The 20,596-nt window shown below is 67.5% G+C and carries 19 protein-coding genes; 10 read left to right on the top strand and 9 right to left on the bottom strand.

Annotated features, from left to right (window positions below; all coding sequences use genetic code 11):
• Nucleotides 1–35: 35 nt before the first annotated feature.
• Together ABD292_RS25540 and dcm are read left to right on the top strand one after the other, a co-directional pair.
• Nucleotides 36–1,004 carry a DNA cytosine methyltransferase gene (locus tag ABD292_RS25540; RefSeq protein WP_344211424.1) on the top strand — a complete coding sequence of 323 codons (969 nt, stop codon included), beginning with the start codon at nucleotides 36–38 and terminating at the stop codon, nucleotides 1,002–1,004.
• Nucleotides 1,005–1,023: 19 nt separating this feature from the next.
• Complete coding sequence (dcm, locus tag ABD292_RS25535) at nucleotides 1,024–2,616, top strand: DNA (cytosine-5-)-methyltransferase (RefSeq protein WP_344211422.1); 1,593 nt, start codon at nucleotides 1,024–1,026, stop codon at nucleotides 2,614–2,616.
• A gap of 163 nt (nucleotides 2,617–2,779) precedes the next feature.
• On the opposite strand, the gene ABD292_RS25530 is transcribed toward dcm, so the two are convergent.
• The gene (locus ABD292_RS25530) at nucleotides 2,780–2,989 is read right to left on the bottom strand and encodes a DUF397 domain-containing protein (protein WP_344211420.1); all 210 of its coding nucleotides are present in this window, start codon (nucleotides 2,987–2,989) and stop codon (nucleotides 2,780–2,782) included.
• Nucleotides 2,990–3,007: 18 nt separating this feature from the next.
• A complete protein-coding gene (locus ABD292_RS25525; protein WP_344211418.1) occupies nucleotides 3,008–3,865 on the bottom strand; it encodes a helix-turn-helix domain-containing protein in 858 nt (285 codons plus the stop codon).
• Between the two features lie 161 nt (nucleotides 3,866–4,026).
• On the opposite strand from ABD292_RS25525, the gene ABD292_RS25520 reads away from it, so the two are divergent.
• Entirely contained in the window at nucleotides 4,027–4,548 is a 522-nt protein-coding gene (locus ABD292_RS25520; protein WP_344211416.1) for an ATP-binding protein, read from the top strand.
• A gap of 338 nt (nucleotides 4,549–4,886) precedes the next feature.
• On the opposite strand, the gene ABD292_RS25515 is transcribed toward ABD292_RS25520, so the two are convergent.
• Genes ABD292_RS25515 through ABD292_RS25505 form a run of 3 tightly spaced genes read right to left on the bottom strand, consistent with a single transcriptional unit; the run spans nucleotide 4,887 to nucleotide 7,725 of the window.
• Nucleotides 4,887–5,426, bottom strand: a complete 540-nt coding sequence (locus ABD292_RS25515; RefSeq protein ID WP_344211414.1) for a hypothetical protein — start codon at nucleotides 5,424–5,426, stop codon at nucleotides 4,887–4,889.
• The gene (locus tag ABD292_RS25510) at nucleotides 5,423–7,495 is read right to left on the bottom strand and encodes a DUF6571 family protein (protein WP_344211412.1); all 2,073 of its coding nucleotides are present in this window, start codon (nucleotides 7,493–7,495) and stop codon (nucleotides 5,423–5,425) included. The genes ABD292_RS25515 and ABD292_RS25510 overlap by 4 nt, the downstream gene beginning before the upstream one ends.
• Complete coding sequence (locus ABD292_RS25505) at nucleotides 7,492–7,725, bottom strand: hypothetical protein (protein ID WP_344211411.1); 234 nt, start codon at nucleotides 7,723–7,725, stop codon at nucleotides 7,492–7,494. Before ABD292_RS25505 ends, ABD292_RS25510 begins: the two co-directional genes overlap by 4 nt.
• Before the next feature lie 572 nt (nucleotides 7,726–8,297).
• Between ABD292_RS25505 and ABD292_RS25500 the strand changes: the two genes are divergently transcribed.
• From ABD292_RS25500 to ABD292_RS25490, 3 genes are all read left to right on the top strand, one after another.
• Nucleotides 8,298–10,046, top strand: coding sequence for an ABC transporter ATP-binding protein (locus ABD292_RS25500; RefSeq protein WP_344211409.1), 1,749 nt, complete (start codon nucleotides 8,298–8,300; stop codon nucleotides 10,044–10,046).
• An 11-nt stretch (nucleotides 10,047–10,057) separates the two neighbouring features.
• Entirely contained in the window at nucleotides 10,058–11,869 is a 1,812-nt protein-coding gene (locus ABD292_RS25495; protein WP_344211407.1) for an ABC transporter ATP-binding protein, read from the top strand.
• A gap of 185 nt (nucleotides 11,870–12,054) precedes the next feature.
• The gene (locus ABD292_RS25490; RefSeq protein WP_344211405.1) at nucleotides 12,055–14,103 is read left to right on the top strand and encodes a right-handed parallel beta-helix repeat-containing protein; all 2,049 of its coding nucleotides are present in this window, start codon (nucleotides 12,055–12,057) and stop codon (nucleotides 14,101–14,103) included.
• A gap of 174 nt (nucleotides 14,104–14,277) precedes the next feature.
• Here the strand turns inward: ABD292_RS25490 and ABD292_RS25485 are convergent, their stop codons facing one another.
• Nucleotides 14,278–15,225 carry a hypothetical protein gene (locus ABD292_RS25485; RefSeq protein ID WP_344211403.1) on the bottom strand — a complete coding sequence of 316 codons (948 nt, stop codon included), beginning with the start codon at nucleotides 15,223–15,225 and terminating at the stop codon, nucleotides 14,278–14,280.
• Nucleotides 15,226–15,307: 82 nt separating this feature from the next.
• The gene (locus ABD292_RS25480) at nucleotides 15,308–15,730 is read right to left on the bottom strand and encodes an anti-sigma regulatory factor (protein ID WP_344211401.1); all 423 of its coding nucleotides are present in this window, start codon (nucleotides 15,728–15,730) and stop codon (nucleotides 15,308–15,310) included.
• 195 nt (nucleotides 15,731–15,925) lie between these two features.
• Here ABD292_RS25480 and ABD292_RS25475 point away from each other — a divergent pair, with 195 nt between their 5' ends.
• The 4 genes from ABD292_RS25475 to ABD292_RS25460 all read left to right on the top strand — a co-directional run bounded on the left by ABD292_RS25475 (nucleotide 15,926) and on the right by ABD292_RS25460 (nucleotide 19,615).
• On the top strand, nucleotides 15,926–17,104 hold the full coding sequence (locus ABD292_RS25475; protein ID WP_344211399.1) for a PP2C family protein-serine/threonine phosphatase: 1,179 nt from the start codon (nucleotides 15,926–15,928) through the stop codon (nucleotides 17,102–17,104).
• 29 nt (nucleotides 17,105–17,133) lie between these two features.
• Entirely contained in the window at nucleotides 17,134–17,676 is a 543-nt protein-coding gene (locus tag ABD292_RS25470; protein WP_344211397.1) for a MarR family winged helix-turn-helix transcriptional regulator, read from the top strand.
• A 213-nt stretch (nucleotides 17,677–17,889) separates the two neighbouring features.
• Nucleotides 17,890–19,029, top strand: a complete 1,140-nt coding sequence (locus tag ABD292_RS25465; RefSeq protein WP_344211395.1) for a hypothetical protein — start codon at nucleotides 17,890–17,892, stop codon at nucleotides 19,027–19,029.
• 55 nt (nucleotides 19,030–19,084) lie between these two features.
• Nucleotides 19,085–19,615: a hypothetical protein gene (locus ABD292_RS25460; protein WP_344211393.1), complete on the top strand. Its 531-nt coding sequence runs from the start codon at nucleotides 19,085–19,087 to the stop codon at nucleotides 19,613–19,615.
• 7 nt (nucleotides 19,616–19,622) lie between these two features.
• On the opposite strand, the gene ABD292_RS25455 is transcribed toward ABD292_RS25460, so the two are convergent.
• On the bottom strand, nucleotides 19,623–20,027 hold the full coding sequence (locus tag ABD292_RS25455; protein WP_344211391.1) for a hypothetical protein: 405 nt from the start codon (nucleotides 20,025–20,027) through the stop codon (nucleotides 19,623–19,625).
• Between the two features lie 87 nt (nucleotides 20,028–20,114).
• Nucleotides 20,115–20,579 (bottom strand): PPOX class F420-dependent oxidoreductase, encoded by a 465-nt coding sequence (locus ABD292_RS25450; protein WP_344211389.1) that lies wholly within the window; start codon nucleotides 20,577–20,579, stop codon nucleotides 20,115–20,117.
• Nucleotides 20,580–20,596 lie beyond the last annotated feature (17 nt).

Below are 20,596 nucleotides of genomic sequence, written 5' to 3'. Positions count from 1 at the left end.
TATTCTCCTAGCAGCCGGAGCGAGGGGGCGTGGGCATGAACGGACGGTTCACTGGCCTTGAACTCGGCGCTGGAGTCGGTGGGCAAGCACTCGGTCTGGAACGGGCAGGATTCGATCCGGTCGTCCTGATCGACAATGATCCGCACGCCTGCCGAACGCTGTGTGTCAACCGTCCGCAGTGGCAGGTGTTGGAGATGGACTTCAAGGACTTCGTCGGTGCCGAACACGGGCTCTCGACCGTCGATCTCTTGTCCGGCGGAGTACCGTCCAGTCCCTACTCCATAGCAGGTAAGCAAGAGGGTGCTAAGGACGAACGAGACCTGCTCGTCGCAGCGGTCTATCTCGCGATCGAGTTGCAGCCGCGCGCGATCCTGCTGGAGACGACGCCATCATTGTTGTTGCCGAAATTCGTGCAGGTGCGGGAGGAGGTCGAGGCCGAGCTGAAGCACCTCGACTACTCGTGGGAGTGGAACGTCCTGGATGCCCAATACTTCGGTGTCCCGCAGACCAGGCGTAGTTGTCTCCTGGTCGCCATGCGACCGGACGACTTCGTCCGTTTTGTTTGGCCTGAACCGAGCGACGCTGCCGGCGCCACGGTGGGACAGGTGCTCAGGGACTCGATGGCAAGCAGGGGATGGCGCTTCGTGGAGGAATGGGTGTCCATGGCCAATCGCGTAGCACCGACGATCGTCGGCGGGTCGAAGAAGCACGGCGGTGCCGATCTCGGCCCCACTCGGACCAAGCAGCAGTGGATGGGTCTTGCAGTGAACGCTCATGGCATCGGCGACGACGTCCCTGGCGAAGACTTCATCCTCGATCCGGATCTCGGGCGAGACGGCGTGCCCAAGTTGACTGTCGAACAGGTCATGCAGCTACAAGGACTGCCGGACGATTGGATCGTCACCGGGCGTAAGACCGCGCGCTACAAGCAGGTGGCCCAGGCATTCCCGCCACCGCTGGCCGAGGCCGTCGGCTCGCGGATCGTGTCGGCGCTGGCCGGCTGATCTCGGTAAAGTGGCGCATATGACCACCGGCACCACCAACCCCATCAACATCGTTGACCTCTTCGCGGGGTGTGGGGGGCTGACGCAGGGATTCCACACCTTCGAACCGGGTGCCTTTCGCACTGTCGGTGCAGTGGAGTGGGACATCGCCGCGGCCTCGACTTATGCCGCGAACTTCGCCGAGGAAGCCGGTGGAGCCGATCACATCTACGCCGGAGACATCGCCCAATGGGATCCCCAGGCCGTAAGTTCCAGCGTCGACGTGATTCTCGGCGGTCCGCCTTGCCAGGGCTTCTCGGGATTGGGCAAGGAGGATCCTCATGACCCTCGGAACAAGCTCTGGAAGGAGTACGTCCGGGTGGTCCGCGCTCTCCAGCCCAAGATATTCGTCATCGAGAACGTGGACCGATTCATGCGGTCGCGCGAGTTCGAGCTGCTCACAGCCTCGACCAGCGAGAAAGACGGCGATCTACGCGATTACGTTCTGCAGACCGGTCTTCTCAACGCGGCGGACTACGGAGTTCCGCAGACCCGCCGACGAGTGATCGTCCTGGCCACACATCGAGATCTCGTCTCCTCCCACCCCTCGGGCGAGCCCCTCAAGCACCCGTCGCCGACTCACCGCAAGCCGGATGGGAAAAACGATGAGGGGGCACTCTTCCCTCATCCCCGGTATTGGGTGCCCACTCGTAAGGTCTTCAAGAAAACGGGCTTGGAGACCCGAACCACGGAACTCCCCGACCGTACCTGTAATTTGCTCGGCAAAACTCTTCCGGGAATTTTCCGTACCACCGACCTCCATGTCGGACGTAATCCAACTGAACATTCACTCAAGCGTTACCGTGCGATCCCGGAGGGGGGGAATCGGCGCAATCTGCCAGATGAGTTGTCCACGCCGAATTGGATCAACCACCGGACCGGCTCGGGCGATGTCATGGGACGCCTTTGGTACGACCGGCCCTCAGTTACGATCCGTACGGAGTTCTACAAGCCCGAAAAGGGCCGCTATCTGCATCCCGAGGCCGATCGTCCTATCACGCATCTGGAGGCGGCCCTGTTGCAGGGGTTTCCCCTCGACTACAAATGGGTCGGAAGTAAGGTGCAGATCGCGCGTCAAATTGGTAATGCCGTACCTGTCGGCCTCGCTGAGGTCATCGCCGGTGAGTTGTATCGGTATCTTCGTGCTGCCGAACCGATCCTGGGCACGAATCCCGGCGTGATCGAGTTCTCGGCTGTCGAGTTCGAGCGCCTGGTGAGGGACTTGTTCCTTGCCATGGGCGCAGAGGGGTGGGCTGACGTTGCCGCTGGGGACGGAAGAGCGGGTGTCTTGGCAACGAGTAAGGACGTCTCTTCCGGCGGTGTCCGTCTCATTCAGGCCAAGCGGTGGTCCGGTCCAGTAGGTTTGGAAAGCGTTCATGCTCTCGCCCGTTTAAGGGCCGAGTACGCTGCAGAGTCGGGCGTCCTTATTACTCCTTCTTGGTTCGATCGGGCCAGCGAGCAGTTTGCGCAGCAGAACAGAATCACTCTGATCAATGGGACCGAACTCAGGCACCTCGTCAGTAAGCACCTGAACATTGATATCTCTTCGCATGTGGCCACACCCGCCGAATGATGCCATCAGCGATGGCGCTGGCTACGCTTGACTCGTGCGGCCGATGGTCATGGCTTCGACCATGGCCCGGTTGTCACGAGTGGATGCTGCACGCACAAAGCCGGCGCGATCACAGTCTTGCGCCGAGGTAGGTCGTGGCGCGGCGTAGGTGAACATAAGGGGATCAGTCGAAGAAGTCGAACTCTCCAGCACGGACTCCGGCCAGGAATGCCTGCCACTCGGTCTTGCTGTAGATGATGACCTCATCGTGAAGCTTGCTGTGGCGGACGGCTACGCGGCCGGATCCGTCCTGGAACGGACCGGCTTCGACGCAGTTTCCACCGCCATCGGCGCTGAAGCTGCTGATGTGCCAGGCGATCTCGGGGGTCGTCATGATCGGGTGGCTCCGTTCCTAGACGTTGGCCAAACTATCCGCGACCGCTGAAATCAGCCCCAGTGAGTCCTCGGCGCTGAGGGCTTTGCGTCGTATGCGGTCGTACTTCAGCCTAAGCATGTCGGTGCCTTCCCCTTCAACATAGATTGCCCCTGCTGGGGTTGGAACGTACGCGATGGCAGGAAAGGGCTGGGGAAGCTGGAAGATACGGAAGGCGCCGTCCGGGCTGGCGTGTGCTCCTGCACTGAGCGGCAGAACGCGGATCTCGATGTGGGGTGCGGAGGCGTGCTTCGCGAGGTGGGTCAGCTGGGCGCGCATGATTGCCAGGCCGCCGATCGGGCGGCGTAGAACGTACTCGTCCAGGACTATTGAGAGGCGAGGACTCTCGTCGGAGAAAATCTCCTGCCTGGTGAGGCGGAAGTCGACCCAGCGAGCGACCTGTTCATCGGTCGCATCCGAGCTCTCCGCGCGGATGACGGCTTCCATGTAGTCCCGGGTCTGGAGCAGACCAGGGATCACGAGGGCGTCGAAGGAGCTGATGCTCTCGGCGCGGGCCTCCATCCAGGCGTAGTCCACGATTCCATGCGCCACGTCGCCTGAGTAGTCGTCCCACCAGCCGTTCTGCCATACGTCGCGGCTGAGGCGGACCAAGCCGTCGCGCTCCTGAGGTGTTGTGACTCCGTACAGGTCGAGGAGGGCGAGGACGTCAGGGGTTCGGGCGGGATAAAGGCCGGTCTCGAAGCGGCTGACCGTGGAGCCGTCGCGTTGGAGGTACTCGCCGGCCTCCTTGAGCGTGAGTCCGGCGCGTTCACGTAGCTCTCGTAGATGCTTGCCGAGCCACTGGGCTCGGAGCGTCACCCCACGCTTTCCGCTCATGGTCCCCACCTCGATTGGCTGTCCCGAACGTTACACGTGCACTGAGCGCCTCGGAGAGATCCAGCTTTTCGCTGTGCAAGTTTGCAGAGTGCATGCCAGTATCGAGACGGTCGCGGTGCGTGACGGCGGAAGCTGTCGTCGGGTGCGGAAGGGCGGGGGCAATGAACGGGATGGCTTGGCGGGGTGATTTCGCGGGCGAACGCGTACAACTGGGGAAGGTGCGGCGGCTCGCCGATGCGCTGCTCCAAGACTCACCGGTACGCGATGACGCGATTTCGTGTCTGGCAGAGCTCGTCGGCAACGCCATCCTGCACACCAGGTCGGCCGACAGCTTCTTCACGGTCGGGATATGGTCCGCCGGTGCTTTCGTTCGGGTTGCGGTGAAGGACGCCGGCGGCTGGGATGAGCCCAGTCTTCAGTCAGGGCGTCAAAGGGGGCTGGTTGAGAGCGGGCGGGGGCTCAGCATCGTTGTGGCGCTCGCTGACCGGCTCGGGGTCGCGGGCGATGAGGGTGGGCGGGTGGTGTGGGCGGACCTCTCGTGCGATGGCGACGACGCCCAGGCCGATGTCGCTCGCACGGCTTTTTGGCGTGAGGTTCCGTTGCTTGAGCCCGTTTGTGAACGCTGCTGGATGTCGAGCGGTCGGCCGCCCCAGATGATCTTCTCCGCGGCGTCCGGAAGGTGAAGCGCGCCGTGGGTGAGCGAGGTTGGCATGGCTTGCATCCGGCGCCGTTCCAGGACGGGTATCAGCGGCTCGTCTGGCGGGCGCCGAGTCACCGAACGTCACATGTGCGAGTACGTGATCACACATGTGAGTGCAGATCCGTGGTCTACGAGCTCTGTCAGGCGGGTGGGCTCATGTTCATTCAGCGCGTCGTGCGCTCGGAGGGCGGCGTGGAGAGGCACGAGACGGCGAGGCTCGCGTGCGCCCAGGCGGAACGTCTCTGGATCTTGCTTCTGAACGGGCGTGCTAAATGATGCGCGATCGAGTCGCCGTTACCGGTCAGCGAGAGTGTCGCCGCGTCACTTGGATGGAGAGAGCAGGATGGGTTTGAGCTGGCGGACGAACTCGATGGCGTCCGCTCTGTGGTCTCGGCCTGGAGCGCCCGGCGTGATCCAGATGGAGAGTCGGCGGCGAGTGTCAGGCGTCCAAGCGTAGGCATACGTGCGGAGTCCGTCTTTGCCTTCGAACTGGGCGGTGAAGCCAGGGCCGAGATCGGCGGGCAGATCCACTCCATGGTCGTGCTGCTTCGTGCCCTCCAACTCCTCCAACGACAAGCTCGACGGGTTGTCGAAGGTGATCGACAGTTCTGCTCCGATCTCGTCGCTCTGCAGTTTCCGTACGATGCAACGGTCGAAGCGCTCTCCAGGCCGGCTGCCTGTGGCGAGGAAATCATCCAGGCCGGTGGCTCGGGCGATGGCGTCCCTGGAGATCAAGCCGCACTCCTGCGGCTTCGCCGTCACGTCTCCCAGAGGTCGGTTGTCGGGGGGTGGCGAGAAGGAGCAGGCCGGTGCCGCAAGCAGTACCGCTATCAGCAGCGCGGGGAGGAGGGGCGTTCTCATCCGCCTTGTCCTTCGATGCGCGTCGCTTGATCGAAGCCTTCTCCCACGGCGTTCGAGGGGTCGCGGAACACGGCTCCAGTGTCCGGGTGGTTGAGCCATTCCGTATACGCTTCACGCTGATCCGCGGTCATCTGGCTCCACGGATTGATCTTTTTGCCGTTCATGAAATCACCGGCCGAGCCGCGAGGGAAGTTCAGGGAAGCGTACGGGTGGGTTCTGGCGGGCACCTCTCCGTCGCCGAAGAGGCCGTGCTGCATCATCGCGTCCGCCGTGATGTCAGTGAACATGTCGATGGTCTGGCCGATCGTCGTGTTGGCCTGGCTGCGTGCCGCCGCTCCCTGCTCGCCCGTGAACTGGCCGTACACCTGCGACTTGGCCTTGTCGAACAGCAATCCGGCGATCTTCCCCTGAGGGCCGGGGACCAGGTCGGCGACGCTGGTGATGGCCTCCTTGAAAGCACCGAACACCTTGTCGTGCTGGTCCGCTCTGGTGATGTTGGCGATGTTCCCTGCGTCAGTTATCACATAAAGGGTGCGACTGAGTCTTTCGATGGCCTGGCCGAAAGTCGCTCCATCTGAGCTGGTCATTCGATCTTCCAGAATTTTCTGGCGCTGAGCATTGATCTCGGCAGTCGTCGCCTGTGGATGAGCCTTGTGCCACTTCTCAAAGTCGGCGCGATTCAGCTCCGCAATCTCGGCGGCACGCTCGTTCAGTACGTCGATGCTGTACTGTCCTTGCGCCGTCACCATTGTCTTGAGCACTGCCGGGTCCGCGAAGGCCCAATGCAGCACGCCTTTGATGCCGTCACGATCAAGTATGGCGCCGTAGGGTTGCGTGCCTTTGAGATTGGTGTCGGGGTCGCGAGAGACAACTCCTGGATTGTGGGCCACTCGGTCTTCGGCCGCGCGGTTGAGGTCGCTCATGTACGAGCTGAGGATCTTGCCGACGCATGGCCGGGTGTTGCGGAGGTTGGACTGGACGGATGGGTTGGTCCAGAAGTGCAGGGTCCAGGAGGTGATCAGGGCTGACTTGTAGCCGCGGGAGCCGCCTGGGGGGAGGTCGTGGTCGCGGAAGGTGGTGGTGGCGGCTTCGAGGGCGTGGCCGAGGTCGGTGTCGGTGGCTTCGTACCAGGTGCGTTCGCGCATCAGGTAGTCGAGGGGCTTGCGCTGGGGGTCGGTGAGGAAGTCCTGGGCGGCTCGGGGGTTGTGGGCGAGGGCGGCGGCTACGGCGGCCAGTGGGTCCTTGTACGCGGCCGGGAGGTCGTTGGCGGGTTGCGTGGCGGGGGTCATGTTGTGCCAGTACAGGGAGCCTGGGGGTTGTTTGCGTTCGTAGTCGTAGACCTTGGTGGCCAGCTCGCGGAGGAAGGTGTCGTCGAAGCGGCCGGTGCGCAGGAGTTTGTTGAGTGCGAAGGCGGTTTCGGGGGTGTCGAGGTGTTCCAGGAGCTGGTCGACGTAGCCCTTCGGGAGCTTGAGGGGGCCGGCGCCGCGTGAGGCGGTGCCGAGGGTGGTGCTCAGGGCGGCGGACAGTTTGTCCAGCTCGGCGATCGCTTCCGGGTCGGCGCCCAGCACGGTGGTGTTGCGGCGGTAGAGGGATGTGAGTAGTTGCTTGAGCTCGCGGGGGGATAGCTGGGTGGCGAAGGCTATGGCGAAGTACGGGTCGTTCTGGTGTTTCTGGAGGTCGGCGAGGGTTTTGGCGTCGATGGTGCCCTTCTTCATGGCGGTGCGGAGGGCGGCGGCCATGCGGTCGGCCGTTGCGGCGCCGGCTGCGGGGGTGTCGGAGACCCATTGGGACTCGTCGGCCCACAGGGCTTGGGATCTGCTGAGCGCGACCTTCTGGGCGGCGAGCATCAGGTCGAGGCGGCGTTGTAGTTCGGGGACCTTTGTGCCGATCTGGTGGGCGATGTCGCGGGCAGCGCCGGGGCCGGGCATGCTCAGCCGGACCGTGCTCAGGGCCTTGTCCACCTGGGCGCCGGTCTCGGGGACGGTCTGGCTGAGGCGCTTCATCAGGGAGATGAGCTGGGTCATCAGCGTCGGGTCGATGGCGAGGGGTGTCGTCGGGCCGGGGGTCATGAGGTCGCGCCGTCGGGGTGGAGGGTGTCCAGCAGGTTGAGTGCGCGGTCGAACAGGCTGCGGTACGCCTGGTCCCAGCCGTTGATGTCGCGTACCAGTCTGTCGGCGGCAGGGCCTTTGATCGCGCCGGCGTCAATGAGGTGGATCAGGCCGCGGATATCGCCGCTGTGCTGATCGCGCAACTGCTCGATCTGCCGCCGGGCGGCATGGATCTGCTCCTGTGTCGCCATGCTGGGTCCCCTGTGGGCGGTCGACGGGCGAGTGACCATGCGCAGCGTATCCGGGTTGCGGGAGATACAGAGCGCGATTTCCGGCTGCACAGTCAATCGGTATAAGACGGGGCGGGAATATGCATAATGGGGCCGGGTGAAAAAGCGATTTCGTGCGCGCCTAAAAGAGGTTCCGTTCCGGCTTTTCTTGGGTGGTGGCTGCGGGCTGTGCACTCGATGGCGCGGATAGGGGCGTAGTGGGGTGATTCTCGCGATTTTGCGGACTGTTGTCCACTGGGCGCGAAGTGGGCGTTGTCCGGCAGCCGGCTGTGGTCGTGGTCGCCGGGTGGGCCGGTGATCAGGTGGGTGACGGGGCCGGTAAACCGCTGGGAAATTGTCGGAGGCCGGTGGTAGAAAGCGAGTTCGAGTCTGTCAGCTATCCGTGGTCGGGGGCGGCGCCTGTGACGAGCAGCAGTTCCGAGTTCTCCGTGGCGGGTCCACGTCACGACCGGCGTGGGCCCGTGCGTTGGCTCTGGTCGCATCTGCGGCGGCACCCGTACCACCTGGTCGGGTTCCTGGGTGGGTCCGTGGTCATGACCACGCTCAACGCCATGGTGCCGCAGTACATCGGCGACGCCTTCGACGCCGTGCTCGGCCACCGGGGCGGGCCGCTGGACGCGCTCGGGCTCATCGCGCTCGCGATGCTGGCGGTGGTGCTCGCGCGCGGGGTGTTCGACCTGGTCGCGCGGCTGTCGAGCGAGGTGCTGGCCAAGCGGCTGGAGCGCGACGCGCGCGACGAGCTGTATGTCAGCCTGCTCGGCAAGAGCCAGACCTTTCACAACCGCCAGCGCGTGGGTGACCTCATGGCGCGGGCCGCCAACGACATCCGGCAGCTCTCCATCATGATCACGCCGGGCGCCGACCTCATCGTCGACTCCGGGCTCACCGGCATCGTCCCGCTGTTCTTCATGGCGGCCATCGATCCGCGGCTGCTGCTGGTGCCGGGGGTGTTCGCCGTGGTGTTCGTGATCGCGCTCCGGGCCTACATGCGCAGGCTCAACCCGGTCGCGACGCGGATGCGGGAGGAGTTCGGCGAGCTCAACGCCGGGCTCAGTCAGGCGGTGCGCGGCATCGAGGTGATCAAGGTGACCGCGCAGGAGGGGCAGGAGCGGCTGCGGTTCCGGGCCAGCGCGCGGCGCTATCGGGACTCGTTCGTACGCAACGGGCTGGTGCAGGCCCGTTATCTGCCTACGTTGCTGTTCTCGTTCGCGATGGCAGGGGCGCTCTGGCATGCGCTTTATCTGCAGGGCATCGGGGCGATCAGTGTCGGTGAGCTGGTCGCGTTCATGGGGCTCATGGGGATGCTCGGGTTCCCGACGCAGATGTCGATCTTTACGTTTTCACTCATCCAGATCGGCATCGTCTCGTCCCGGCGCATTCTCGACATCATGACCGCGGAGAGTGAGATCGAGCAGCGGCAGGATGGGCACGCCGCGCCGATTCGCGGCGAGATCGTCTTCGAGAACGTCACTTTCGGCTATGCCGCAGATGGCGAGCCGGCGCTGCGCGGGGTGTCGTTCACCGTGAAGCCGGGGGAGACGGTCGCGATCGTGGGGGAGACCGGGTCGGGCAAGAGCACGCTCACCAAGCTGGTGCCGCGGATCTACGACGTCACCGGTGGGCGCGTGCTGGTCGACGGGGTTGACGTACGCGACTGGGACCTCGACTCGCTGCGGTCGCAGATCTCGACGATCGAGCAGGACATCGTGCTGTTCTCGCGGTCGGTGAGCGAGAACATCGCCTTCGGTCTGGGGCAGCGGGCCGATCGCGAGGCGGTGGTGCGGGCGGCCGAGGACGCGCAGGCCGCGGAGTTCATCGGGGAGCTGGAGGACGGCTACGAGACGGTGATCGGGGAGCGCGGGGTCACGCTTTCCGGAGGGCAGCGGCAGCGGCTGGCCATCGCGCGGGCGTTGCTCACCGACCCGGCGATCCTGGTGCTCGACGATTCCACCAGCGCCATCGACTCGGCGACCGAGGACAAGATCCAGCAGGCTGTCGGGCGCATTCTGGAGGGGCGGAGCACGTTGCTGATCACGCATCGGCTCTCGCAGATTCGGTGGGCGGACAAGGTGCTGTTGCTGCGGCGCGGGGAGGTTGTCGACTTCGGTACTCATGATGAGTTGATCGCGCGGAGTCGGCTTTATCGGCGGGTGTTTGCTCACTATGACGAGATCGACGTTCCGGGTGGCGGCGTTCCGGGTGACGGTGGCGGCGTTCAGGGCGGCGGCGTTCCGAGTGAGGGTGGCCGGGTGTTGGCGGGGGAGCAGGGAGGGGTGCGCTGATGGGGTTCATCATGGATGGCCTCGATGCCGAGGACTACGACCGCACCTACAACGATCGTGACCTGCTGCGGCGCATCCTGTCCTACTTCCGGCCCAAGCTGGGCCCGATGCTGCTGGTCGCCGCCATGATCGTGCTGCTGTCGGCGAGTCAGGCGGCGGTGCCCGCCATCGGCAGCCTCGCCGTGGACGCCATCGCTGACGGCACGATCGGCGCGGCCGGGCCGGCGCTCGTGGCGGCCATCCTGGGGACCGGCGTGTTGTCGTGGGTGTTCAACTACCTCCGGCAGAAGCACAGCGCGCAGGTCACCGGCGATGTCGTGCTGCAGCTGCGCGAGGACGCCTTCGACGCGGTGCTGGCGCGTGATCTGTCGTTCTACGACGAGACGCCGTCCGGGCGGATCGTCAGCCGGGTCACCTCCGACACCGACGACTTCGCGACCGTCTCCACTTTGACGATGGACCTCATCAGCCAGGTGCTGATGGTCGGCTTCGTGACGGTGCTGCTGTTCGTGCGCAGCGCGCAACTCGCGCTGATGACGCTGCTGGTGGTGCCGATCGTGGTCGGGCTGGCGCTGCTGTTCCGGCGGGTGGCGAGGATCAGTACCCGGCGGGCGCAGCGCTCGCTGAGCCGGGTCAACGCCAACCTGCAGGAGACCATGGGCGGCATCGCCGTCGCCAAGAACTTCCGGCAGGAGCGGCAGGTCTACGACGAGTTCCGGCCGATCAACCAGCAGAGCTACCAGGTGACGCTGCGGCAGGGGTTCGTCTTCTCCACCATCTTCCCCGTGCTGTTCACGGTGGCGGGGCTGGCCACGGTCGCGCTCGTGCAGCTCGGCGGGGCGCGGGTGGTGGCGGGTGGGCTCACGGCGGGCGAGTGGTACCTGTTCCTGCAGAGTGTGGCGCTGTTCTGGTTCCCGCTGACGTCGATCGCGGCGTTCTGGTCGCAGTTCCAACAGGGGCTGTCGGCGTCCGAACGGGTCTTCGCGCTGATCGACGCGCCGCCCCGCGTGGTGCAGACCGACGCGCGGCCGGTCGGGAAGCCGGCGGGCCGCATCGAGTTCCGTGGCGTCACCTTCGGTTACGACCCGGCCAGTCCTGTACTGCGGGACTTCGATCTCACCATCGCGGCGGGGGAGACGGTCGCGCTGGTGGGGCATACGGGTGCGGGGAAGTCCACGCTCAGCAAGCTGATCACCCGCTTCTACGAGTTCCAGGAAGGCAGCCTGCTGATCGACGGGCAGGACATCCGCAGCCTGGAGCTGGGCGCGTACCGGCGGCAGATCGGCGCGGTGCCGCAGGCGCCGTTCCTGTTCAGCGGCACGGTGGCGGACAACATCCGCTATCCGCGGCCCGAGGCGAGCGACGAGGAGGTGCACCGGGCGGCGGCGGCCGTGGGCGGCGGCGACTGGATCGACGCCCTGCCCAACGGCCTGCTCACGGACGTCGGCGAGCACGGCCGGGCGTTGTCCATGGGGCAGCGGCAGCTCGTCGCGCTGGCCCGGCTGCTCATCCAGGACCCGGCGATCGTGGTGCTCGATGAGGCCACGGCGAGCGTCGATCCGTTGACCGAGGCGCAGATTCAGGAGGGGCTTGACGCGGTGCTGGCGGGGCGTACGTCGATCGTGATCGCGCACCGGCTGTCCACGATCGAGCACGTCGATCGGATCATCGTGCTCGATCACGGGCGGATCGTGGAGGAGGGGGACCACGCGACGCTGCTGGCGAAGGGTGGGCGTTACTGCGAGGTCTACAACACGTACTTCCGGCATCAGTCGCCCAACTATCGGGCGGGTACGGGGTTCGTCGCGATCGGCCAAGGGTGAGCGGGCCGGCGCGGCGCGGGCGGCTGTCGCCGTCGTCGGCTGGGCGGCTGTGCCGTCGTCGGCTGGGCGGCTGATGCGGATTGCCCGCCTGGCGGTGATCTTGGGCGCTACTCTTCGCAGGCACCATCACCGACAGAACAGGTCAATTCATGCGACATTCTGTTGTCATTGGCGTCTTAACGGCCGTGGTCGCCATCGCCAACCTCTGCGTCGGGCAGGCCGCCAACGCCGCAGCCCCGGCGGCGGCGGCGGGGCAGGCGGCCGGTGGCTGGTACGCCGAGCTGCCGGACAGCCTGCGAGTCTGCGACAACGCCCCGTGGCGGGGCGGGCCGTCCAGCGCGCCGTCGGGCGCCATCGTGGTTCCGGCCGGCAACAACAAGGGCTTCGACTTCGGCCAGACCGGCAAGACCTACTGGTTCGCCCCGGGCATCCATGATCTAGGTGAGGGCGAGTACAGCCAGATCTTCCCTGGCAGCGACAGCGTCTACATCGGGGCTCCGGGCGCCGTCCTGGACGGCAAGAACACCAATCGGTACGCCTTCTCCGGTGACGCCTCCAACGTGCGCATCGCCTACCTGGAGATCCGCAACTTCGGCCGCGGCAAGGACAACAACGACGAAGGCGTCATCAACCACGACGCCGGCAGCGGCTGGGTGATGGAGTATCTCTACGCGCACCACAACGACGGCGCGGCGGTGTTCCTGGGGAACGCCAACACGATTCGCCACAGCTGCCTGAAGGACAACGGCCAGTACGGCATGAGCGCGTACAGGAAGCAGGTCGAGGGCGACTGGGCGATCAAGGACCTTGTCGTGCACAACAACGAGATCGCCGGCAACAACCAGGACGACTGGGAGGCCGAGATCGAAGGGTGCGGCTGCACCGGCGGCGCGAAGTTCTGGGACGTCAAGGGCGCCAAGGTCACGGAGAACTACGTACACGACAACCTGAGCATCGGACTCTGGGCCGACACCAACAACGTCGACTTCCTCTTCGACCGCAACTGGATCGAGCACAACGAGAGCATCGGCCTCTGGTACGAGATCAGCTACAACGCCACCATCACCCGCAACACCTTCAGGCGGAACGGCTGGGTCAGCGGCAACGAGAACCTGGGCTCACCGGCGCCGGCGATCTACATCTCGGAGTCGGGCGGCGACGCGCGGCTCGCCCACGGCACGAGCGGCAGCCCGGACCTCACCATCAACGACAACTACTTCGAGGACAACTTCTCCGGCATCACGGTCTTCGAGAACGCCAATCGGTTCTGCAACTCGAACGGCAACACCAGCAAGTCGTACTGCACGCCGTTCGTCAGCCCCACGGTGATCCCGAAGCCGCACGACGACGACTACCTCGACCCCATCAACGCCACCCATCCCTGCTACACGTCCATCAAGAACGAGCCTTACCGCACTGACTGCCGCTGGCACTCGCGCAACGTCAAGGTGTTCGGCAACGAGTTCCGGTTCGAGAAGGCGAACGTGCCCTGCGCCGGGACTTACTGCGGCGTGCAGGCCCTGTACGCCCAGGGGGACGACAATCTGCCGTGGATGCCGTACACGGTCGCGGAGATCCAGCAGAACGTCATGCTCACCGGCGGCAACAGCTTCCACGACAACACGTATGTCGGTGATTGGAAGTTCGTTAAGGGGTGGGGCGAGGCGATCTCCTGGAACGCCTGGCGGTCCGCCCCCTACAACCAGGAGGCGGGCAGCACGCTCAACGGCGTGACCGAGCCGCCCGCCTCGTCCAACGCCCTCGACGCCGACACCGCGACGCTCGAAGGGTCGGTCGGGCAGTGGGCCGCCTGGTACGGCAGCTCCGTGCAGAGAGCCGCCGGCGCGGCCCACGGCGGCGCCTACGGGCTGCGGATCGACGTCACCGAGGGCGGTGGATGGGGGGTGCAGCTCGCGAACTGGCCCGGGTTCACCGCCACGCCGGGCGTCAAGCAGGTCAGCGTGTGGGCGAGGCAGGGCACTTCCGGGATTTCCACCGCGACGCTCGGCGTGCTGTGGCGCGATGCCGATCAGCAGCTTCTGCGGACCGATCAGGTTCCGCTCGGTGGTCTGAGCGCGGACTGGCAGGAGTTCACGGGGCAGCTCACCGCGCCTGCGGGGACTGCCTCGGTCTCGCTGGAGGTGAGGAGCGCCGCCGGTGGTGCTGGTGATGTGCTCCACCTCGATGACGTCGTGGTGGCCGATCAGCGGTCAGTGTCTACGCCGCGAGGCTGACGTCCCGGACGGTGGGAGGGCGGTCGCTCCGGTGGTGCCGGGAGTGGCCGCTCTCGCGGCGGACTGGGGCGGGCTGGGGGAGGGCCGGCCCCGGTCGAGCGCAGCTGGGGTCTGGTCGGAGTGCGGCGGTCAGGGGCTGGTCGGAGCACGGTCAGGGCTTGGTTGGAGCCACGGTCAGGGGGCGGGAGTGGTCGGGCTGATCGTCCAGCGGTGGGCTAGCAGGAGCCTGCGGACGCCGTACGCGCCGAGTGGGGTGAGCTGGACGGGTGGGCTGGTCATGATCACGTCGAGGGCGTGGCGGGGGATCTGGCGTAGGAAATGGGCGGCGGCTTTGGCGCGGTCGGGCGAGGCGTCGTCGTGGCGCCAGAAGAGGGTCACAAGATCGCCGATCCCGGCCTCGATTCCGGCGTCGGTCCTGGTCCCGGATATAGCGTCGGCCCCGGCCCAGGTCCCGGCGTCGGTCCCGGTCCCGGGCATAGCGTCGGTCCCGGTCCCGGTCCCGGCCCCAGCTCCGGGAGCTGCGGGGGCGGTGACTCCGGCGGCCGCCCAGGCGTTCATCGCAGTTCGTACGCCGGCGAACAGCGCACCGGACGGGTCGTGTGGTCCCGTGAGGTCGTGGGTGGCGGCGGCGATGGGCAGGGCGGGGAGCAGCATGGGGAACGGGCGTTCGGCCAGATGGACCCCCATGAGGTGGGCGGTCAGGGGGAGGATCGCCTCCAGGGGTGACTGGAGGGAGTAGTAGCGGCCGTCCTTCTGCTCGGCCTCCACCCGCTCCCGCAGCGAGCCGGCGAGCAGCCGGGCCCACACCTCCAGTTGGGCCTGCTCGGCGGTCGCGGCGGCCGCGAGCCGTGCCCGGGCGGCGGACTTGTGTTCAGGGGAGGCGCGGCGTACCAGCAGGGAGTCCTCGGCCTGGGCGGCAAGTTCGGGGAGGGGCGCGAGCGTGTGCGGTGGCAGCGCCGGACGTTCGTCGTCGAGCGGTGTGAGCCAGGGGAACAGGCCCGCGAACACCAGGTCGAACCGCCGCGCCGCCCGTGGCAGGTCCGGCCCGGCTGCAACCTCGTACACCGCCGCCGCCTCGTACACGGCCGCCACCTCGTACACCGCTGCCGCCTCGTACACCATGGACGGATCATGCACCGCGGCGGCGAGGACGCGCGCGGCCCGCGTACGAAGGTGAGCAGATCCGCTATGGAGTGAGGATCTTTCACGTCCAGCGGGTGATCACGACCGTCGTTCCGCGGCCCGGCGCGCTCGCCAGGCGGAACTCGTCCACCAGCCGCTTCGCCCCGCCCAGCCCAAGGCCGAGCCCGTGGCCCGTGGAGTAGCCGTCCACCAGCGCGACGTCCGGGTCGGGGATGCCGGGGCCCTCGTCGGAGATCGTCAGCCGGAGCCCGGCCCGGGGCGGCGGCTGCAGGTGCTCGATCAGCAGGCTGCCCCCGCCGCCGTGGACGTAGCAGTTGCGTACCAGTTCGCTGGCCGCCGTGATGAGCTTGGTCTGCGCGATGAGCCCGAACCCGGCCTCCAGGGACGCGGCGCGTACCGCGTGCCGGGCGGTGAGCAGGTCACGTTCGGTGCGGATGGGCAGCGAGCGGGTCGCCGCGGGCTCCGCGGGCTCACTGTCACCCAACCCGGATCCTTCCCGTGACCGTCCGGTTAGTTGTCGCGTGGCAAATATATAGGATCGTCACTCCGGTCGCAGGTTCGGGCCTGGATGAACGTAACCTCAGAGTTATTTGCTATCGTGCAAATTTATCGGTGGCGCGCGGAACGCGCCTGGAGAAGAGGACATGCGTTGGGCAGCATTTCCGAGGGCGTTCACGCGGTGCGACAGGCCATGCAGGCCGCTCCGCCCTATGCCGTGGCCGAGGCGCTGCGCGACGCGGTGACTCTGCACTTCGCCGTCGAGCGCGTCGAGGTGCTCCTCGCCGACCCGGCGTTGGTCACGCTCCGTCCCGTTCTCGAAGAGTACGCACCCGGCGCACGTGGTCTGGCCATCGACGGCACGCCCGCCGGCCGCACGTTCGCCTCGCAGACGCCGCAGCGCGAAGGCACCCTGCTGCACCTGCCCGTCAGCGCGTGCGGCGAGCGGGTCGGCGTCCTCAGCCTGAGCTTCGGCACGCCGCCCGGCACGGAGGCCGTCGAGGACCTCCAGGAGATCGCCACCGCGCTCGGCCACATCCTGTGTGACGCCTATCGCATCACCGACCGTTACCACCGCGTACGCCGCGCCGCCCGCCTCACCCTCGCCGCCGAGATGCAGTGGGCGCTGCTGCCCGGCTGCGGCCACCAGGGCGACGGCTACCGCCTGGCCGGCCAGCTCGAACCCGCGTACGCCGTCTACGGCGACAACTTCGACTGGGCCTGCGGCCCGCGCGGCCTCATCCTGTCGGTCACCGACGGTATGGGCGCCGGGGTCGAGGCCGCGATGCTCACCACGCTCACCATCACCGCGCTGCGCAACGCCCGCCGCTCGGGCGCGGGCCTGGAGGAGCAGGCGGGTCTCGCCGACGAGGCCATCTACAGCCAGTACGGCGGCCGTCTCCACGTCTCCACCCTGCTGATGAGGTTCGACGCCGAGACCGGCGAGGCCGCGCTGGTGGACGCCGGCTCGCCGCGGCTGCTGCTCATGCGCGGCGGCCAGGTCCGCCACATCGAGCTGGAGCAGCAGCTCCCGCTCGGCATGTTCGGCAACACCGCCTACACCGAGCAGCACCTGCGGCTGGAGCCCGGCGACCGGCTGATCGTGGCCAGCGACGGCGTCTACTCCTCGCGCTCGCAGGGCGGTACGGAGTTCGGCGGCTCGTCCCTGGAGTCTCTGATCAAGTCCACGCGCATGCAGCCGGCCGATGAGGCGGTCCGCACGATGATCAGGGGACTGCTGGACTTCCGGCGGGGCATGGAAGTGCTGGATGATGCGGTCGTGGTATGTCTCGACTGGACACCGGACCCCAAGCCGGGGTCGAAGCCATCCGGGCCGCATCCCGGGCGAGAACGACCATGACCGGCATCACCTCACTGAGTGGATAGCGTGTGATTGACGAGCCTGTTCCACCCGTTGAAGCGTTCGACTCCTTCGTCGGCCACCTGCCACCGACCGAATGGGCCCTCATCGAGAGGGAGGCGGCGGCCCTGGTCGCGGTCTGGGGCCGCTCACGTCAGGCGTTCGTCACGAAGGTGTCCTCCATCCAGCTCCAGGCCATGCTGACCATCGAGAAGCACGAGACGATCAACCTGGGCCGCCTGGCCACGGCGCTCGGGGCGGTGCCCTCGTCCGCGAGCCGCCTCTGCGATCGCCTGGAGGCGGCCGGGCTCGTCCGGCGCTCCCACGACGAGGAGGACCGGCGCGAGCTGACGCTCTCCCTCACCCCCTCCGGCCGCGCCCTCATCGAGGACCTGCAGCAACTGCGGCGGGACGACCTCGCCCGGGTGCTCAGCGAGATGCCACCCGCCGGGCGGATCGCGCTGCTGCGCGGGCTGCAGGCGTTCGCGGAGGCGGCCGACCGGGTCACGGCGCGCGAGACGCCCGAGGAGGACGAAGACTGGATCCAGATCGCCGCCCGCCTTCTCGCCTGATGAGGACCGTAGCTCTTGATGAGGGCCATAGCGTGACGGGGACCGTAGCTTGATGAGGGCCGTGACCTGATGAGGGCCGTAGCGTCGCTGCTGGTCGCGGCGAGCTTGCTGGTGGCGGTGGGATGCGCGGACGGGCAGAGGGCGGGCGGCTCTCCACCGCCTGGGGCGGGGCAAAGGGAGAGTAGTGGCTCTCCGGCGCCCGCGCCGACGCCCATGCCCACGCGTACGGCCCCGTCCGAAGGGGCTCCGACGCCGGGCCCGGTGGTCACCCCCGCCGCCTCCCCCGGCGGCTGGCGTTACGCGTACGTCAGCGACCAGCCCGGCTCCCGCCTCACCGGCGTCACCGCCGCCGGCCCTCGGGAGGCGTGGGCCGCCGGCTCCGAAGGTGACCGGCTCCTGCTGCTCCACCACGACGGCACCGCCTGGCGCAAGGCCGATCCGCCGCCCGGGGCGGCCGCGGTGCCCGAGGGCGCGGATGTCCGAATCGCCGCCTCCGGCCCGGACGACGTCTGGCTGCTGCTCCCCGAGCTCGGGGCCGACGACCAGGTCCAGGCGCTGACGGCCGTACGCTGGGACGGCTCCGCCTGGCACCGGGTCCCCGGGCGCATCGACTCCCCGTACGTCGCCGGCTTCGCGGTGCTCGGGCCCGCCGACGCCTGGGCGGTCTACGGCTCCGACCGCCGGGAGGCCGCCCACTGGGACGGCCGGTCCTGGACGAAGGTGCCGCTCCCCGCGTACGCGTCGGCCCTGGCAGGCTCCGGCTCCACCGGGCTGTGGGCCGTCGGCTTCCGCTCCTCCGGGCCGGGCGTCACCGAGAGCGAGATGGACCAGCCCGCGGCCATGCGCTGGGACGGGCGCTCCTGGCGGCTGGTGTCCACCCCGACGTACGCCTTCGCCCGGCCCAAGCCGCCCGAGGGCAGCGCCACGCTGGACGGCGTGCTCGTGCTGGGCGAGGACGACGTGTGGGCGATCGGGGTGCACACCTTCAACCACGGCGAGGTGGAGGACGAGCCGGCCGATCCGCCGCCGATCCTCCTGCACTGGGACGGCCGGAGCTGGAGCAGGCAGAACGCCCCCGGCGACAGCCACTACTGCTGCCCACGCCTGGCCGCCGGTCCCTCCGGCGGGGTCCTCGTCGTGACCGGCAGCCCGCGCCTGCGCGACACCTGGCGGGTGGCGGCGCCGGGCGGGTCGGCGGTCCCGCTGCCGCGCCTGCCGGCGATCCCCGGACTGAAGCGTTCGCAGTTCTTCAAGGTCGAGGGGGCGGCCCGGTCGGGCACGACCTGGGCGGCCGGCACGCTGTCGGCGGACGGCGGCTTCTGGAGCCGCGCCGCCATCGCCGAGCTGCCCTGAATCGCCCTGCTGCCCTGAATCGCCGAGCTGCCCTGAATATGATCAAATTCCGGGAATGGACCGAGCTCGGCAACTGGTAGGGGAGACGCTCCTCTACGGCTTCGCCTTCCTCCTGCTGACCGGCGCCTACCTCGCGTACTTCTACACGCCGAGCGGGCAGATGGTGCCGTACGCGGGCGCGTACGAGCCGCTGCGCGGAACGATGATGACGGCCGCGTACGAGTCGATCCTGACGATGAGCTTCGAGGAGCCCCGCGCGCTGTTCGCGCGGCAGTTCCACACCAAGGTGATGATGGTGCTCGCGGTGGGCGCCGTGCTCTGGGCGCTGCTCGGCCGCGTCAGGTACGCCCTGGCGGTGCTCGGCCTGATCGCGGTCGCCGGGGTGGCAGGATACGGGGCCGCCGACGCGCTCGTCCTGGTGCAACTGCCCATCCCCGTCTGGTACGGCCTGCACCTGGCGGCGGCCCTGGCGGTGCTCGTGACGCTGGTGGTGTCCTCGCGCCGCGAGGCCGCCAGGCAGCCGCGCACGCTCGCCTTCACGGCGCTCGCCGCAGGTCTCGCCCTGCTGGCGGTCTACGTGCTCTGAAAAGGGGTCAGCCCTGCTTGAGCACGGGCTTCCACTTGGAGCACTCGCCCGTAGGACGGGAGGCGGTGCCGCGGCAGACCTGCATGCGGATCTGCAGCACGTTGCGGTAGTCCTTCTTGAACGAGCCCACGCCCGGCCGGCAGTTGTAGAAGCCGTACGACTTCCAGCGGCCGTTGCGCGCGTCCTGCGCCTTCAGCACCGCCCACGCGCAGCCCTTGCCGCGCGTGTCCTCCAGCTTGCCCTCCACGAGGTAGCCGAACTGGTGGAGGTAGACCTTCCCCCACGAGCCGGCCATGCCGTCGGCGGAGTAGACGGGCCCCCACTTCCAGACGGCCGGCGTGGCCGAGGCGGGCGTGGCGGTCCCGGCCAGGGGCAGGACGGCGGCGGCGAACAGGACGAGCAGACGACGCATGAGGGGTCTCCGTGATCGGGCAAAGAACTTCACCCCACTACAGATAGGCCCTGGTACTTGCGATCGGCTTGAAGACCAGTGGTCCGCTCAAGGAGCGAGCCGGGCGGGGAAACCGCCGGTGGCGATCGGCCCCCAGCGGTCGATGTGGACACGGATCAGCGACTTGTCCTGGCGGCGCATCGCCTCGCGGTACTCGTCCCAGTCGGGGTGCTCGCCGGCGATGCACCGGTAGTACTCGACCAGCCCGTCCAGCGCCTCGGGCATGTCGAGCACCTCGGCGCGGCCGTCCACCTGCACCCAGGGGCCGTTCCAGTCGTCGGACAGCACGCAGATGGACACGCGCTCGTCCCGCTTGGCGTTGCGGGTCTTGGCGCGCTCGGGATAGGTGGACACCACGATCCGCCCGTCGGCGTCCACGCCGCAGGTGACCGGCGAGAGCTGCGGGCGGCCGTCGGCGCGGACGGTCGAGAGCAGGCCGTGATGCCGGGTGCGGAGGAAGTCGAGGAGCTCGGGCCGGTCGACCCGGCGCGCGGTGGCGATGTTCGGAGCCATGTGCAGGTGCCTTTCGG

The sequence above is a fragment of the Nonomuraea bangladeshensis genome (genome assembly GCF_039529455.1).
GTDB classification, from domain to species: domain Bacteria; phylum Actinomycetota; class Actinomycetes; order Streptosporangiales; family Streptosporangiaceae; genus Nonomuraea; species Nonomuraea bangladeshensis.
The sequence above is the reverse complement of the archived record's forward strand: the minus strand, read 5'-3'. Positions and strand labels throughout refer to the sequence as shown.

Bases quoted from the DNA above. Each gene is read 5' to 3' on its own strand.
- ABD292_RS25540 (WP_344211424.1), top strand. From the start codon at position 36: ATGAACGGACGGTTCACTGGCCTTGAACTCGGCGCTGGAGTCGGTGGG.
- dcm (WP_344211422.1), top strand. From the start codon at position 1,024: ATGACCACCGGCACCACCAACCCCATCAACATCGTTGACCTCTTCGCG.
- ABD292_RS25530 (WP_344211420.1), bottom strand. From the start codon at position 2,989: ATGACGACCCCCGAGATCGCCTGGCACATCAGCAGCTTCAGCGCCGAT.
- ABD292_RS25525 (WP_344211418.1), bottom strand. From the start codon at position 3,865: ATGAGCGGAAAGCGTGGGGTGACGCTCCGAGCCCAGTGGCTCGGCAAG.
- ABD292_RS25520 (WP_344211416.1), top strand. From the start codon at position 4,027: ATGAACGGGATGGCTTGGCGGGGTGATTTCGCGGGCGAACGCGTACAA.
- ABD292_RS25515 (WP_344211414.1), bottom strand. From the start codon at position 5,426: ATGAGAACGCCCCTCCTCCCCGCGCTGCTGATAGCGGTACTGCTTGCG.
- ABD292_RS25510 (WP_344211412.1), bottom strand. From the start codon at position 7,495: ATGACCCCCGGCCCGACGACACCCCTCGCCATCGACCCGACGCTGATG.
- ABD292_RS25505 (WP_344211411.1), bottom strand. From the start codon at position 7,725: ATGGCGACACAGGAGCAGATCCATGCCGCCCGGCGGCAGATCGAGCAG.
- ABD292_RS25500 (WP_344211409.1), top strand. From the start codon at position 8,298: ATGACCACGCTCAACGCCATGGTGCCGCAGTACATCGGCGACGCCTTC.
- ABD292_RS25495 (WP_344211407.1), top strand. From the start codon at position 10,058: ATGGATGGCCTCGATGCCGAGGACTACGACCGCACCTACAACGATCGT.
- ABD292_RS25485 (WP_344211403.1), bottom strand. From the start codon at position 15,225: ATGGTGTACGAGGCGGCAGCGGTGTACGAGGTGGCGGCCGTGTACGAG.
- ABD292_RS25465 (WP_344211395.1), top strand. From the start codon at position 17,890: ATGCCCACGCGTACGGCCCCGTCCGAAGGGGCTCCGACGCCGGGCCCG.
- ABD292_RS25460 (WP_344211393.1), top strand. From the start codon at position 19,085: ATGGACCGAGCTCGGCAACTGGTAGGGGAGACGCTCCTCTACGGCTTC.
- ABD292_RS25455 (WP_344211391.1), bottom strand. From the start codon at position 20,027: ATGCGTCGTCTGCTCGTCCTGTTCGCCGCCGCCGTCCTGCCCCTGGCC.
- ABD292_RS25450 (WP_344211389.1), bottom strand. From the start codon at position 20,579: ATGGCTCCGAACATCGCCACCGCGCGCCGGGTCGACCGGCCCGAGCTC.